Origin of the sequence: Finegoldia sp. BIOML-A4 (assembly GCF_009679635.1) — a bacterium.
GTDB lineage: Bacteria > Bacillota > Clostridia > Tissierellales > Peptoniphilaceae > Finegoldia > Finegoldia magna.
The window spans coordinates 53,986-68,397 of the sequence record NZ_WKZC01000001.1 but is presented as its reverse complement, the minus strand read 5'-3'; the positions used below and the strand labels follow the sequence as shown (position 1 = coordinate 68,397).

Here is a 14,412-nt window from a genome sequence, read left to right as displayed (position 1 = left end):
ACTTCTCCATTTGTTATTAATAAAATTTTTCGATTTTGTATTCTTTTTGTAATTTGTCTGTAGCGTCTATATATGCTTGTTGTTGTCTCAATTGTAATAGTGTTTGTTTAACTTCATTCTTAGCTTCTTCAAAAGATTTTACTTTTCCTTCAGTTTTATCTTTAATATTGATAATGTGATAACCGAATTGTGTTTTAACAGGTCCTACGATATCTCCAATTTCATTTTCAATCAAAGCATTTTCAAATTCCTTAACCATTTGACCTTGTTGGAATGTTCCCAAATCTCCACCTTGTTCTTTTGATGGACATGTAGAATACTCTTTTGCTAATTGTGCAAAATCACCATCGTTATCGATTTTTTCTTTAATTTCATTAGCCAAATCTTCAGATTCAACTAAAATGTGAGAAGCTGTGAATGTTGGTTGAACTTTGAAATTATCTTTGTGGTTTTCATAATATTCCTTCAAATCTTCATCTGATACTCTAACAGAATTGATTATGTTAGCCATAGCAAAATCCTTCAACAATTCTTCGGATTGTTTTTTAACTTCTTTTACATATATTTCATCTTTATCTAAGCCAGATTTCTTAGCATCAAAGAATAAAAGTTTTCTATTGATTAATTCATCAGTTAATCTTTTTCTTCCTTCTTCGTTATTGAATTGTGCTCCTCTATAACCTAAAGCTTGAATAAAATTATCAACTTCTGATTGTTTAATTTCTTCACCATTTACTACTGCTAATATTTTATCTTTGTTGTCTTCCATTATTACCTCTCCCTTTACTAGTTAATTTTATTCCGTCTTTATAAAATTGTATCATATTTTCTTTTAATAGTCTTCCAACAGCTCTTTTGAAACTGGATTTTGACATATTAAATACCGATTTAATTCTATTGGCGTCTGTTTTATCGTTAAAATTAATAAATCCATCTGAGTTTTTAAGTTCTTCCATAATAACATCAGCATCTGATGAGATATGCTTATATGCAGGTTCAAAAAATGACAAATCTAATTTTCCATCAGACTTCACATCTGTAACTCTACATTTGACTTCTTCTCCAAGGTCTACAACGCCCGTTAATTCACTTGCAGGAATAAGTCCTTCGTATTTATTGTCTACAGCTACAAAAGCTCCTAGACCGTCCACTATGTTGTATATAACGCCTTCTACCCAATCGTTCTTAACATAGTTGCTGTCGTTTTTCAATAAATTTTTAATTCTCATAGTAAGTGCCAATCTGTTCGACTTATCAATATACAAATACACTAAATATTTTTGACCTTTTACCAATTTTGAAGTTTGTTCCTTAAATGGCAACAAAATATCCTTATCTAAGCCACAATCTAAGAAAGCACCAATTCTAGTAATATCTTTTACTTCTAGTCTTGCAATCTTACCCAATTCAATCTTAGGTTGCTTCTTCGTTGCCATTAGTTTTTTATTGTCATTGTAAATGAATACATCTACAACATCGCCAACTTTTTCTCCAGAAAGTTCGTCTACATTCATTCTAACAAAATTATTTTCGTTGTCTTTTTTCAACAAAACTTCCGTATTTATCTTATCAATTTTTAAATTCTCTCTTTGTCCTAATTTATACATTTCTTCTCCATTCTAACTCATTCCACCAGGAAGTATTTCAAGCTCTGGATTATCCACTGGATCGTAAGTAAATCCTTCACCAACCACTTCACTGACATACGAAATACATACGAATGCTTTAGGATCAATAGATTTCACGTAGTTTTTAATCTTAATATACTCTCCTCTTGAAACAATCGTATTAATAACAAATTTTTCATTATCAGAAAAACCACCAACTGCTTTATAAATTGTGGATCCTCTTGAAATTTGATCTATAATATAAGCGTTAATTTCCTTGTATTTATCGCTTGTTATCATCATATTTACCCTTGTATTTAGACCAGCGATAGCTTTGTCAATGACAATTGAGTTTATGAAAATTCCAAGCATAGCATACATTCCACTTTTTGTTCCGAAAGTATACATACCAAGTAACACAACGAAAAAGTCTGCTACAAGCATACACTTACCCACATCAATTGAAAAATATTTTCTGATTATCATAGCGATAATATCCGTACCGCCAGTCGATGCACCTTGGTTGATAACCAATGCCATACCAGCAGCGGAAATAATAATTCCAAAAATCAAATTAATCAAAATATCATCAGTCAAAGGTTTAAAATTTGGTAGCAAAATTTCCAATAGTGTCGTTGAACTTGCAAAAATAAAAGAACAATATATCGACAAAACCCCAAAACTTTTTCCCAAAATTATAAACGCTATAATATACAAAATAGTATCCATAATCATAACAAAAATACCCGTTGGGATTTGTGGAACAAAAGCGTTCAAACTCATCGCAATACCAGAAATTCCACCAATAGTTAAATTAAAAGGCATTATAAAAAAGAAAAAGCCAAAAGTAAGTATTAATGTTCCCAATGTTAATATCATTATTTTTTTAATCATTTTGTTCATGCTATCGCCTCCTATCTTTTTATTATACTTGTAAAAATTGCAAATTACAACGTTTTATACACCAAAAAACACCACAAAATAAATTAATTCACAATTCATAATGCAGTGTTTACAGTTAATTATTTTTTCTAAATTTATTTACTATCATCAAAATTATCAGAACTAAAAGTCCTGTCAACACAATTGAGCCACCTGGTTTTAATTGAAAATAATAAGACATATTGATACCGATAATCGTAAACAATACTCCAAATAAAGACGAATTAATCACAGTTCTTTTAAAAGAATGAGATACCATTATTGCACAAGACACAGGAATAACCATCAAGCTTGAAACCATAAGTGCACCGACAGTTCTAGACGCAATAGCAACAGTGATAGCTATCAAAAAAGTAAATATTTTATTGATAAGTCCTACGTTGATATTAGACAATCTAGCTCCATCTTCATCAAAGATAATATACACTAATTTTTTGTACAACAGCACATAAGTCACAATAACAATAAAACTCACAATAATTACTGTGTACAATTCAATATCTGGAATAGCTACAATAGATCCAAACATAAATGATTGAAAATTCGCAGCGCCAGGAACAAAATCTGACAAGATCGCCGCAAGTCCAATACCGCTACTCATCACAATCGCAGTTGACAAATCAGAACTCTTGGCAAAGTTTTTTCTGATGATTTCTATTCCAAAAGCTGCAATCACGCATACGAAAATCGCCGCTATAACAGGATTTATTCCAAAAATAAGTCCCAAGGCAACACCAGCTAAGGAACTGTGACTCAAAGCATCTCCTACCATGGAGTTTTTCTTGTTAACGACAAAGGTTCCTATCAAAGGAACAATAATTGACACTAGTATCCCCACGATAAAAGCTCTTCTCATAAAATCATAAGAAAACATCTCAAACATGTTTCACCTCAACAAATTCATTATCCAATCTAAAAATCCTGTTAAAATAATCTTTAGTAAAATCCAGCTCATGAGTAACCACCAGAATCGTTATATTATGATGAATATTCAAATGCTTCAACAAATCAAACAGATTTTCCTTGCTTCGTTGATCTAGTCCTGCAGTAGGTTCGTCAAAAATCAAAATTTGTGGATCGTTAGCCAACGCCTTTGCAATCATGACTCTTTCCTGTTCTCCACCGCTCATCTTATTGTAGTCGTAATTTTTCTTATCTTTCATTTCTACAATAGACAACGCGTTTTCGATTTTTTCATTAGCTTTCATATTCTCATCATCGCTTACATTCATAGCCACGATTTCCCATGCAGTAATAGGAAAAGAAATGCTCTTTTCGTGATTATTTTGAGGAACATATCCAAAACTAAAATTGTCCCTTCCTCCGGCAAATTTAATCTCACCACTATCTGCTTTCAGAAATCCTAAAATAAGTTTCAATAACGTAGATTTACCGGAGCCATTAGCTCCGGTTATCCCTACGAAATCTCCCTTTTCGATATTAAAATTTATATCCCTTAATAGTTTTTCGTTTCTATACGAAAAATTCAAATTTTCTACACTAATTATACTATTCATATTATTTTGCTTGTGAGATTGCATCCAAGTTTTTCTCTAACAATGAAAAATAATTGTCCTTTCCATCTTCGATATCTTGAGTCTTAGCTTCTATCGTGGACAAACCAGCAGTTTTTGCGTTGATTTCCTTAGCCAAAGAATTTGCAATCTTATCGCTTTCTCCCATTTCATAAAATACTGTATTTATCTTATGTGATTTTGCGAAATTAGTCAATTCTTTCATCTTATTTAAATCAGGTTCTGAATCTGAATTAATACTCTCAATAGGTACTTGTTTTATTTCATAATCTCTAGCTAAATATCCAAAAGCTTCATGTGGCACGATGAAATATTTGTCCTTTTGTGGTGCCAAAACTTCAGCGTATTTTTTGTCTAATTCTTCAAACTTTTTATCTAATTCTTTGTAATTCTTTTCATAGAAATCTTTGTTTTCAGAGTCAAATTTAATAATAGCTTCATACACATTTTTCATTTGAATTCTAGCTTGTTTTGGACTCATCCAAACATGTGGATCAAATTCACCGTGGTGATGATGTTCATGATCATGTCCGTGTTCTTTTTCTTCGTGATCATGATCGTGACCTTTTTCTTCGTGGTCATGGTCGTGGTCGTGTTCTTCATGGTCGTGGTCGTGGTCTTCTTCAGCTTTAATCTTATCAATATTTGTAGATGAATCAACTATTTCCGTGTTTTTTAAACTAGATTTAACATCTTCTAACCAACCTTCCAATCCAAGACCGTTAACAATAAGCATCTTTGAATCAGATAAATTTTTAATATCTTGTGCAGTTGGTTCCCAATCATGAACTGTAGCGCCTTTTGGCATAACATTTACCACTTCAATTTTATCCTTAGCGATTTCTTTTGCCATATATTCAATCGGATAAAAACTAACATATAATTTCTTTGAATCTGACTTTTCAGTTGATTTGTCATCACTTTTTTCTTTTTGTTCTTGAACCTTTTGATTGTTAACATCATTGTTTTGTCTAGTACATCCTGATGCCACACCAATCATAAGAGCTAATAATAATATTCTATAAATTTTTTTCATAAACCCTCCAAATAATAATTTATTAATGCAAATTATTTGCATTATCATTTTAGAGTGTTTTTATTATTTTGTCAAGGATTATATAAAAATTAAAAAGCTCTTCTTATTTTCTTTAAGAAGAGCTATGCTATTTTATTCTATTTAATTTAAATCTTCTTCTATCTCGTCGATTATTTCTTGTGGTGTTTTGTCTTCAAAAAATGATGGATCCATATGTGTTAAGAAGTGCCATTCATCTTTTTCGTTTTTTCTGTAGACTATTGCTTCTCCATCTTCTGATCCGAAGTAAGCCCTGTCTACGTCATATCCTTTTTCTTGCAAGTATTTTTTTACTTCGTTGTAGGATTTTTCTCTTGCTTCAATATAAGTTTTCACATCTTTGTTAGCTATTACATAAGCGTCTACTCTCGTAGAACTATCTACTATTCCATTTCCTTTTTCTGAAAGATTCGGAATTTCTTTCCAAAATATTTCCGCTTTTCCTTCTTCTGTAAACATGAATTTGGTTATTGGAATTATATTTCCATTGTATTCTAGTTCAACGTATTCACCTAGTTTTTCAGGAATGATATATTCATATACAAACCCATCTTCTTCTGTGATTTCGTAGCAGTTTGTTTTCTTGATAAATTCTCTTCCTTCTTCAATTGTGTCAAATAACGCTAATTCTGTCGCTTCACCATTTTGATTCAATTCTAAAATATACATTTTGTTCTCCTTTATAACTTGATTTTGAATGTTACGTTTTCTTCTTGTGTTTCAATGATTGCATCGATTTTGTAATTATTTAATAAATTTCCCACGATATACAACCCAAGTCCATTGCTGTTTTCTTTATTCAAATCACAATTCACATCAAACACTTTAGTGGTATCTAATTCGCTTGCCTTTTCGCAAGTATTAATTACTTCAAACCATTCTCCATCTGATTTTATGGTAATTATCCCATATTCATCAGTGTATTTTACAGCGTTTCCAATTACATTGGAAAGTATAATTTTTAGTGCCGATTTTCCTATATAAATTTTTTCATCTGTAATCTGATTGTCGATTGTGATGTGTTTTTGATTTGCAATTACTTCCTGCTTATTAATTATATCATTTAATATTGGTAAAATCTCTACATTTTCTTCGTCATTTTTCAAGTTTTCAATTGATGACAATGTAAGTATTTGTGAAATGCTATGTGACAATCCATCAATTATTTTAAGAGATTCGTCTATATACAAATCTCTGTTTTTGTATTTTCCTATGTTATACTTCATATTTTCCAAAATTATTTTGAGGCTCGCTACAGGAGTTTTGAGTTCGTGTGATGCTCCTCTAAAAAAGTCATATTTTAGTTCTTCAAGTTTGATAATTTCTTCGTTTTTTGATTCCAAATCGTCAATCGAATGTAACAATGTAGTGTACAAATCATTGATTTGCAATTTTAACTGTCCAATCTCATTGGTAGAATCTACTTCAAGTAGTGCGTTTTTGTCCCTATTCATCATCTTGTCAGTAATATGTTTTATTTCTTGTATATTATTGTTGATTAACTTAGCATAAATTAATGAAATGATTGCTGAGAAAAACATAGAAATTAAAAGCGAAAACGGAAGAAATCTTAGACTCAAATTCTTGGCATCTTTTTTCATATCAGCTGTTGATACGAATTGAAGTGAGATTTTCTCTCCAGTGTTAATTGTAATATCTCGTTCTTCAATTATAAGTGAATTGTTGTCACTTTTTTTGTCAAAATCAATGATTTCTTTGATTTTTAATTCGTTGTCGTTGTTTTGATTTTTAACGTAAGCTTTAATATCGTTGTTATTAGAATAAAAATCCAAAGACTGTGTAACATATCCTATATCTTTATTTGTTAATGTCTTGGATATTTCATTTGCTTTTTTATTTATCTCTTGTTTTCTATCTTCCAAATATGTTTTAGGAAATATTAAAAACACCATAAAATGTATGAACAAAACTGTAAATGCTAACGCTGTAAATATTTGCAGGAACATTTTCGGAAATATTTTTAAATTTTTCATTTTCTCTCCAATTTATAACCGACGTTTCGGATGGTTACTATGCAATCTAGTTGCAATTTTTTACGCAATTCTTTTATGTAAACATCAATTACTCTGTCAAATGGTATTTCATCGGTTTCTTTCCATACACTATCGATTATTTGCATTCTAGTGAGTGCTTGACCTTCATTTTCTATCATATATTTGAGTATTTCTAGTTCTTTGGCATTTATATCAACTTTTTCACCATTTATTTTTGCAGTGTAGCTTGTGAAGTTAACTTCGGTGTTTTTGTAATTAAATGTTTCATTATTTCCATAATGTTTTTTAATTAAAGATTCTATTCTAACTTTGAGAACAGGAAGTGAGAATGGCTTTTCAATGTAGCCATCTGCTAAACTTGTGAATGCGTTGATTTTATATTCTTCATCACTGAATGCAGTCAACATTATAGCTGGAATATCACTTGTTTCTCTGATTTTTTTGAGAACTTCAAGTCCATTTATGTATGGAAGTTGAATGTCTAATATTGCTAAGTTGATTTCGTTATTTTCAAATATGGATATGGCTTGTTTCCCGTCTTCTGCTTGATATGTTTTGTATCCAAATTCAGACAAAAATTCACAAATTCCTTCACGTATCATTTTGTCATCTTCTACTACAAGTAAGTTCATAATTTATTCCTCTCTTTTATTTATTATACAATATTTATTTTAATTACAAAATTATCGGAGCATATGCCCCGATAATTTTACTTAGTATCTATTAATAAATCTTTTGGATTTTTCCTAAGAATATTTGTTGATGAAATAATCAATGATATGAGCAACACAATTGTCATGAATACTACTACATAAACTAAGGCTTTTGATGAAATGTTAATATCTAGACTTGTCAATGTTTTATTGAATCCATCAACTTCAGCACCGCTACCAAGTCCAGTTGACGCTGATTGCTTCGCAATTTTTTCTGCGATATTTCCTGTAACTTTTTGTAGTATATTATTTCCAATTTTATCTCCTGCAAATCTAGCCAAGAAGAATGAACCAATGTAAGCTGGTACAGCAACTAACAATAATTCTGTGACAAATTGTCCGAATATTTTCGCTTTGGACATGCCTAACGACAACAATACTGCAATCTCTTTCTTCCTTGCATTCATCCATAAGAATAATAGTAAAGCTACTACTAATCCTGCAAATGCAAGTGATCCTACAAATAATTTATCTGCTATTGCATATATTCCACTGATTGATTCTTGTAATGCTGGATAGTTTGATGAACTTTTTATTAAATTATATTCTTGCCAATTGATATCAAGTTTGGAAAGATTTTTCATGACATCTTCTAGTTTTTTGTTTCCCTTTACGAAAAATGTAGCGTCTTGATAGACTGCTGTATCTTCAGTGTTACCATATACTTTGGCTGCCGTATTCAAATCAGTAATCAATGTGTTTTCGTACAATTCTTGAGCAGCGCTCACGCCACCGTTGTTGTGTCCATCAAACAAACCCTTAATTGTAACTTCTACTGTTTCATTGGCTTGTTTTTCATTATCTGCATCAAATAAATTAGACTTTAATTTTAATTTATCACCTATTTTCAAATTGTTTTTTGCTGCCAAATCTTTGTGCATCAGAATTTTATTCTTATCGTCATTTTTCAAATGTTCACCTTCTACCAATTTGTATGCTCCAGATACAAATTTTGTTTCCTTGGATGATTCATTAACTCCAGTCAACATTACAGTGCTTTTAAAATTTTTAGCGCGTTCTGGGGATTGATTAGCCAATGTTTCTTGTGTTTCAATTATATCCAATCCATCCAAATCAGCCACGCTATTTATTCTTTTTACATAGCTTTCAATATCAGGTGAATCTGTGATTTTTTTGATGTCTTGTCCTTTGACATTTCCACCGCCTCTTGGCGTTCCTGGATTTACTTGTCTGTTAATTTCCATTGAAAAACTGTTGGTAATATTTCCAAATGTTTTTTCTGAAGCTTTGTCAGTGGCATCTTTGATGGATAAACTAATCAAACTTAAAGCTGACATCAACATTATTACGATTAATATAATTATCGATTTGAGACTTTTTCTAGTTACATAAGCAAATGCGTTTTTTATCATAGTTTCCTCCCTAAATATTGTCAACTACTTCTTGTAGTTTTCTATCTTTTAATTCAAGAACAATATCTGCTGCTTTTGCTACTTCTTTACTATGAGTAACAACTATTACGCATTTGTTTCTTTCCATTGCAAGTTGCTTCAATATATCTATAATTTCACCAGCAGTCACATCATCCAAGTTTCCAGTAGGCTCATCTGCCAATATGATTGGAGCTTCTGAAACTAAAGCTCTCGCAATCGCGACTCTTTGTTGTTGTCCACCAGAAAGTTTCATAACATTTCTTCTTGTTTGACTTTTATCCAATCCTAATTCCAATAAAATATCTTCTGATGCATTTTTATTTACTAATCTTATGTTTTCAAGAGGAGTCAGATAATCTATTAAGTTATAGTTTTGAAAAACTAACGATATATTGTTTTTTCTATGATAACTGTGTCCTTTTTCTTCGATGTTGTTGTTTTTGAATAAAATTTGACCTGTATCTGGTGAATCTAATCCAGCCAATAAAGATAAAAGTGTTGATTTACCTGTGCCAGATTTCCCGATGATTGCGTAGAATTTTCCTTGTTCAAATCCTCTGTTAATTAATGACAAAACTTCTTCATTTGAACTTGAATAACTGTATGATACGTTTTTGATTTCTAAAATATTCATTTTATATCTCCTAACTTATTTGTGATAATATTTGTTTTGGTTTTTTGATTAATATCATTATCGATGCGATAATCACAGAAACTGCTATTATTAATAGAAGCAATCCGTAGCTTTTGATAAACACTTCTAATTTATCTGATATTTTAGTAATTAATAGGCTACCTGTAAATGATGCATTTTCCGATTCTGTTATTCCTGATGCAATTAGTTTGATAATAAAATCCCCACTAATGAATGATAAAACTGCCGCAGGAACGGATACAAATACAAGCTCCATGATGAATTGTCCTATGATTTTTGCTTTGCTAACTCCAATTGATAAAAGTATTCCTATTTCGTAAATTCTTTCTCTTAGCCATAATATTAAAATCAACGATAAAACTACAAGTCCTGCAACCATTATGGAATATGTCATCATTTGTATGATGTGCTTTACACCGTTTATAGAATCAATAGCTTCTTTGAATGCATTGTCATCTTTTTCGATAATGTATTGTGAAGAATTAGAGATTTGATTTTTCAGCTGATTTATTACATTATCCATTAAGTCTGAATTTTGTGTATAAACTGAGATTTTATTGGCAATTTTGTTACCGTCTTTTATATTCAACGAATTTTGCGCTGAGTTGTAATTAACAAACATAGAGTTTTCGCTGAAATCAGAAGACAATCCTGTATATTTTTCTTGTTTTTTTCCTGAAAATATTCCAACTATCTCATATTGTGTCTCTTTATTTGTATCTCCATTTCCATTCATATTCATGAACTTTAGACCTATCTTGTCGTGAAGTTTTAGCTTGTTATTCTTTGCAAATTCTTCATGAACTAATATCTTTCCGTCATCATTTTTATCGAGATTCATGCCTTGTTTTATAGTAAATACGTTACTTGTGAACAATGTGTTACGTTTTTGATCTGTCATAGCATCTATCGATACTAAGTTTTTCATATTCGGTGACAAATCTTCGCGCATAACTTTTTGATCACTTTCAACTACATTAGTATTTGTTACGTTGGCTAATCCCTCATAATGATATGAAACCTCTTTTATATCTTTGATCTGTTTCAATTTGTCAAATTCTTTTATATCAAAATATCCGTTATTATCTTTTTTCGTTATTGAAATAGATGAATTCGATGTTTCGTACAATGATTTCTCTAGTGTTTTCTGTGATTTCGTTATGCTCAAACAAGCATACAAACATGATAAGACAAGTGTTAGAATTATCAGTATTATCAAAGTCCTATTTCTTTTTCTTGTTATATAAGCAATCGCATTTTTTATCATAAATATCTCCTTAACTTTGTTACATGTATATGTTACAAAAGTTTTATGAAATGTATATGAAATTCATGGCAATAAAAAAAGACGACAGAATATATTTCTATCGTCTAAGGATTTTATTTAATTAATAAATTTTTGATCCTGCTGGAATATTTGAATCTAACATTATAAGATTCAATACTTCTTCTCCATCATATTCGCAGATTGCAGATAAAAGCATTCCACAAGATTCTTCACCCATCATTTTTCTTGGTGGTAAGTTAGTGATTGCAAGTAATGTCTTACCTACTAAGTCTTCTGCGCTGTAGTAGTTTTTAATTCCTGATAATATGATTCTGTCTTTTCCAGATCCGTCATTCAATGTAAATTTTAATAATTTCTTGGATTTTGGTACTTCTTCACAAGATTTTACTTTTACTACTCTGAAATCAGATTCCGAGAATTTGTCAAAATCTACAAAATCTTCAAATAATGGTTCAACTTTCACTTTTGATAAGTCCAATTTCTTAGCTTTTGTGTTATCTTCGCCATCTTTTGAATTGCTAGAAGAATTATTTCCAACTGGCTTCATTGTTGGGAAAATCCCCTCTACCTTAGATAATTGTCTAAATCTCTATAAAAGTCTATTTTATGGTACTTCTCCATTTACGACAATTTGCTAACTCTCTATAAGTGCCTATAGATTTCTAGCAAATTGTCGTAAATTTGTCGTAAGCTGTCGTAAATTCTAAAATATAAATTTCATCGCTTTTTCAAATTCTCCCATCTGTTCTATCTTAAAATCTTCTGTTGCATCTACATATATATCCATTGTTGTACTAATATCAGAATGACCTAGAATAGACTGCATTGCTTTTGTATTTATATTTTGTTCATTAAGCCTTGTAGTAAAGGTGTGTCTGAAAATGTGATTGCTTAAATGTGGAACTAATAGAATATCATTAGAGTTCGATTTATTTTTATCCATTATACTTAAATTGCAATCTCTAACAATTCTTCTTAAAGCTTTATTAAGTGTTCCATTATTGTGAACCTTTCCGAATCTATTTAAAAATACAAAGTCTTTAAATCCATCGATTGAATCACAACATTCGATTCCAAAAGTCTTTTGTAACTCTCTTTCCATAAGAAAAGCATCTTTTACTTTTTGAACCATAGGAATACTTCGCTTACCTGATGCTGTCTTCGGTGTATTAATAGCATATCTATTGTTTAATCCTTTACCTTTACTATAATATACCAAAGTCCTATTTACACTTATAAGACCATTGTCAAAATCTAGATCGTCCCATTGCAATCCTGTGACTTCTCCAACTCTCATTCCCGTCCAAAGCATAACAATGAATATTGGATACCATTTTTTATATTCATCACTATTAGATAAATATTCTTCAAATAGCACCTGTTCTTCTATTGTCATGGCTTTTTTCTTCGGAGATTCATTTCGATGAGCTACTTTCAATTCCTTCAAAGCATTGTCAGATGGATTAAATCTTATATATTCGTCATCCACTGCTAATTCTAAAACCTGATGTAAGACAGTATGAACACAATCTATGGTAGAAACCATCAATCCCTGATCTTCCTTTAATCTGTTATAAAAACTTCTAACATCAGATCTTTTAATATCAGATAGTTTAATACGACCAAAAGTCGGTTCGACAAATTGTTGATACATATAGATATAATTTTTAAAGGTATTATCTTTTAAACCTCTTTTTACCTTTGTCCATAGCTTAAAAGTATCATTTACAGATAAGCTACTTCCTTCGTTGTTGATTCCATCTATAGTATTGCGTAAAATATCTAATTCCTTTTCTCTTAATTCTTTTAAAGTTTTCGCATAGATAGATTTTCTACGACCTATTTTGTCTTGCCACTTAAATTCATAAGTGCCATTTGACCTTTGATATTCACCGTCTTTTAAAACAACCCCTTTACTATCTTTGCGTCTTTTTACCATAAAAATTCTCCTTTTTTGATAAAAGAACACGCTATAATTATTATACCGCATTATGCGTGTTTTATATATAGTTTTAGATTAAATAGAGAACTGTCTATTTAAATATTCTTCCATTAATTTTTTCTTAATAAGACGCTTACTTCCATTAAATAATACAAAATCACAATCATTTTCATCCGTTAATTGTCTAACTTTATCTTGACCAATATTAAAATATTCAGATGCTTCTTTTAATGTTAGAAATGCTTTCTCAGAAACACGAACACCTTTTATATTTTCGTTAATCATAAATCCTCCAAATAATATATTTAAAATATTTATTTTAATATTTTTAAAGTTTTTTGACATTGACAAGTGCCTTGGATTAGCAACATAGGAATCTCACCTCCGCCTCTGTTCAGGATGAGCCGGCTTCAACCTTAGAAGTATCATTATCCTCATTTTCTTCATAGCGAATAGGGTATCCCTCCCTATATTCAAACTCTTACTTATCGCTCCCTTTCTTCTTCCCTTGCTTTTAGCTTAGCAGTACTTATTTTGCCGAATTATTCAGCAGAAATATCTTGGCGGATAGGTTATTACGCTCCAAAAATGATTAATGTCTTGTCTTGGTCTATTCAATTGTTAAGGTTCAAATATTACTTAGATTTTTTTAAAAATAGAAAGAGGACAAAACTCCCCTCACTTTATAAAGGAAAATTTGCCCTCTTTGGTAACCAGAATTTATATTTCTTCTATAAATTTCTTTAGTTTTTCTAAAATTTTATCTCGTCTTTTAATTAAAGTTGGATGTGAGATATTTTTAGTCTTTGCTACTGCACGAAGTGTTTCATCATTGAAATATAATCTTTCTATGATTTCCCGCTCATCCCTATTTAACTTTGACAAAGCACTTTTTAGTGCTTCAATCATCATTTGTGTTGCGACAACTTTTTCTACATCAACGTTTTTATCCTCTAAATTATCTTCGAAATTCCCATCATGATTTAGGGACGAAAAAAAGAGCAAGTGGTTTTTCTTGTCCACCTGCTCTAAATATTTTTCATGTTCTCTTTCTTGCCAGTAGACTTTGTATATCTGCTCGCTTACTTTGATTTTTTGCCCACCGACATAAAGGTAATATTCTTTTGTCATTTATGTTTCCTCCATTCTTTTTTGTCTTTATGTTTTCAGACAAAAAAAGGAGGACTCCTGCTCTTGGGCATGGTTAGTCCTCTAGAATGAAAAAAACTCTTTCTAATAGTAATTG

The 14,412-nt window shown here is 30.7% G+C and carries 15 protein-coding genes and 1 pseudogene; all 16 read right to left on the bottom strand.

All coding sequences use genetic code 11. The features are described from left to right. Window positions 1–16: 16 nt before the first annotated feature. A complete protein-coding gene (locus GKG01_RS00235) occupies window positions 17–769 on the bottom strand; it encodes a peptidylprolyl isomerase (RefSeq protein ID WP_094208716.1) in 753 nt (250 codons plus the stop codon). Next, window positions 750–1,607, bottom strand: coding sequence for a S1-like domain-containing RNA-binding protein (locus tag GKG01_RS00230; RefSeq protein WP_094207255.1), 858 nt, complete (start codon window positions 1,605–1,607; stop codon window positions 750–752). Before GKG01_RS00230 ends, GKG01_RS00235 begins: the two co-directional genes overlap by 20 nt. A gap of 12 nt (window positions 1,608–1,619) precedes the next feature. After that, window positions 1,620–2,510 carry a YitT family protein gene (locus tag GKG01_RS00225; protein WP_094207256.1) on the bottom strand — a complete coding sequence of 297 codons (891 nt, stop codon included), beginning with the start codon at window positions 2,508–2,510 and terminating at the stop codon, window positions 1,620–1,622. Between the two features lie 115 nt (window positions 2,511–2,625). Next, on the bottom strand, window positions 2,626–3,432 hold the full coding sequence (locus tag GKG01_RS00220; protein ID WP_094207257.1) for a metal ABC transporter permease: 807 nt from the start codon (window positions 3,430–3,432) through the stop codon (window positions 2,626–2,628). Further along, a complete protein-coding gene (locus GKG01_RS00215; protein ID WP_094207285.1) occupies window positions 3,425–4,066 on the bottom strand; it encodes a metal ABC transporter ATP-binding protein in 642 nt (213 codons plus the stop codon). The genes GKG01_RS00220 and GKG01_RS00215 overlap by 8 nt, the downstream gene beginning before the upstream one ends. Window position 4,067: 1 nt before the next feature. After that, a complete protein-coding gene (locus GKG01_RS00210; protein ID WP_154271069.1) occupies window positions 4,068–5,120 on the bottom strand; it encodes a zinc ABC transporter substrate-binding protein in 1,053 nt (350 codons plus the stop codon). A gap of 141 nt (window positions 5,121–5,261) precedes the next feature. After that, on the bottom strand, window positions 5,262–5,828 hold the full coding sequence (locus tag GKG01_RS00205; RefSeq protein WP_094207259.1) for a hypothetical protein: 567 nt from the start codon (window positions 5,826–5,828) through the stop codon (window positions 5,262–5,264). Window positions 5,829–5,839: 11 nt separating this feature from the next. Then, complete coding sequence (locus GKG01_RS00200; protein ID WP_094207260.1) at window positions 5,840–7,153, bottom strand: HAMP domain-containing sensor histidine kinase; 1,314 nt, start codon at window positions 7,151–7,153, stop codon at window positions 5,840–5,842. After that, complete coding sequence (locus tag GKG01_RS00195; RefSeq protein WP_094203785.1) at window positions 7,150–7,806, bottom strand: response regulator transcription factor; 657 nt, start codon at window positions 7,804–7,806, stop codon at window positions 7,150–7,152. The genes GKG01_RS00200 and GKG01_RS00195 overlap by 4 nt, the downstream gene beginning before the upstream one ends. 77 nt (window positions 7,807–7,883) lie before the next feature. Continuing rightward, on the bottom strand, window positions 7,884–9,260 hold the full coding sequence (locus GKG01_RS00190) for an ABC transporter permease (RefSeq protein ID WP_154271068.1): 1,377 nt from the start codon (window positions 9,258–9,260) through the stop codon (window positions 7,884–7,886). A 10-nt stretch (window positions 9,261–9,270) separates the two neighbouring features. Beyond that, window positions 9,271–9,915, bottom strand: coding sequence for an ABC transporter ATP-binding protein (locus tag GKG01_RS00185; RefSeq protein WP_154271067.1), 645 nt, complete (start codon window positions 9,913–9,915; stop codon window positions 9,271–9,273). A 10-nt stretch (window positions 9,916–9,925) separates the two neighbouring features. Continuing rightward, the gene (locus GKG01_RS00180; protein WP_154271066.1) at window positions 9,926–11,203 is read right to left on the bottom strand and encodes an ABC transporter permease; all 1,278 of its coding nucleotides are present in this window, start codon (window positions 11,201–11,203) and stop codon (window positions 9,926–9,928) included. Window positions 11,204–11,324: 121 nt separating this feature from the next. Further along, window positions 11,325–11,708 (bottom strand): annotated as a pseudogene (locus tag GKG01_RS00175) (hypothetical protein); the annotation flags it as partial. Between the two features lie 219 nt (window positions 11,709–11,927). Then, window positions 11,928–13,163: a tyrosine-type recombinase/integrase gene (locus GKG01_RS00170; protein ID WP_094205822.1), complete on the bottom strand. Its 1,236-nt coding sequence runs from the start codon at window positions 13,161–13,163 to the stop codon at window positions 11,928–11,930. A 78-nt stretch (window positions 13,164–13,241) separates the two neighbouring features. Then, window positions 13,242–13,451, bottom strand: coding sequence for an excisionase (locus GKG01_RS00165; protein WP_009345237.1), 210 nt, complete (start codon window positions 13,449–13,451; stop codon window positions 13,242–13,244). 435 nt (window positions 13,452–13,886) lie between these two features. Beyond that, on the bottom strand, window positions 13,887–14,297 hold the full coding sequence (locus tag GKG01_RS00160) for a sigma factor-like helix-turn-helix DNA-binding protein (protein WP_154274618.1): 411 nt from the start codon (window positions 14,295–14,297) through the stop codon (window positions 13,887–13,889). Window positions 14,298–14,412: the final 115 nt, after the last annotated feature.

Bases quoted from the DNA above. Each gene is read 5' to 3' on its own strand.
- GKG01_RS00235 (WP_094208716.1), bottom strand. From the start codon at position 769: ATGGAAGACAACAAAGATAAAATATTAGCAGTAGTAAATGGTGAAGAA.
- GKG01_RS00230 (WP_094207255.1), bottom strand. From the start codon at position 1,607: ATGTATAAATTAGGACAAAGAGAGAATTTAAAAATTGATAAGATAAAT.
- GKG01_RS00225 (WP_094207256.1), bottom strand. From the start codon at position 2,510: ATGAACAAAATGATTAAAAAAATAATGATATTAACATTGGGAACATTA.
- GKG01_RS00220 (WP_094207257.1), bottom strand. From the start codon at position 3,432: ATGTTTGAGATGTTTTCTTATGATTTTATGAGAAGAGCTTTTATCGTG.
- GKG01_RS00215 (WP_094207285.1), bottom strand. From the start codon at position 4,066: ATGAATAGTATAATTAGTGTAGAAAATTTGAATTTTTCGTATAGAAAC.
- GKG01_RS00210 (WP_154271069.1), bottom strand. From the start codon at position 5,120: ATGAAAAAAATTTATAGAATATTATTATTAGCTCTTATGATTGGTGTG.
- GKG01_RS00205 (WP_094207259.1), bottom strand. From the start codon at position 5,828: ATGTATATTTTAGAATTGAATCAAAATGGTGAAGCGACAGAATTAGCG.
- GKG01_RS00200 (WP_094207260.1), bottom strand. From the start codon at position 7,153: ATGAAAAATTTAAAAATATTTCCGAAAATGTTCCTGCAAATATTTACA.
- GKG01_RS00195 (WP_094203785.1), bottom strand. From the start codon at position 7,806: ATGAACTTACTTGTAGTAGAAGATGACAAAATGATACGTGAAGGAATT.
- GKG01_RS00190 (WP_154271068.1), bottom strand. From the start codon at position 9,260: ATGATAAAAAACGCATTTGCTTATGTAACTAGAAAAAGTCTCAAATCG.
- GKG01_RS00185 (WP_154271067.1), bottom strand. From the start codon at position 9,915: ATGAATATTTTAGAAATCAAAAACGTATCATACAGTTATTCAAGTTCA.
- GKG01_RS00180 (WP_154271066.1), bottom strand. From the start codon at position 11,203: ATGATAAAAAATGCGATTGCTTATATAACAAGAAAAAGAAATAGGACT.
- GKG01_RS00170 (WP_094205822.1), bottom strand. From the start codon at position 13,163: ATGGTAAAAAGACGCAAAGATAGTAAAGGGGTTGTTTTAAAAGACGGT.
- GKG01_RS00165 (WP_009345237.1), bottom strand. From the start codon at position 13,451: ATGATTAACGAAAATATAAAAGGTGTTCGTGTTTCTGAGAAAGCATTT.
- GKG01_RS00160 (WP_154274618.1), bottom strand. From the start codon at position 14,297: ATGACAAAAGAATATTACCTTTATGTCGGTGGGCAAAAAATCAAAGTA.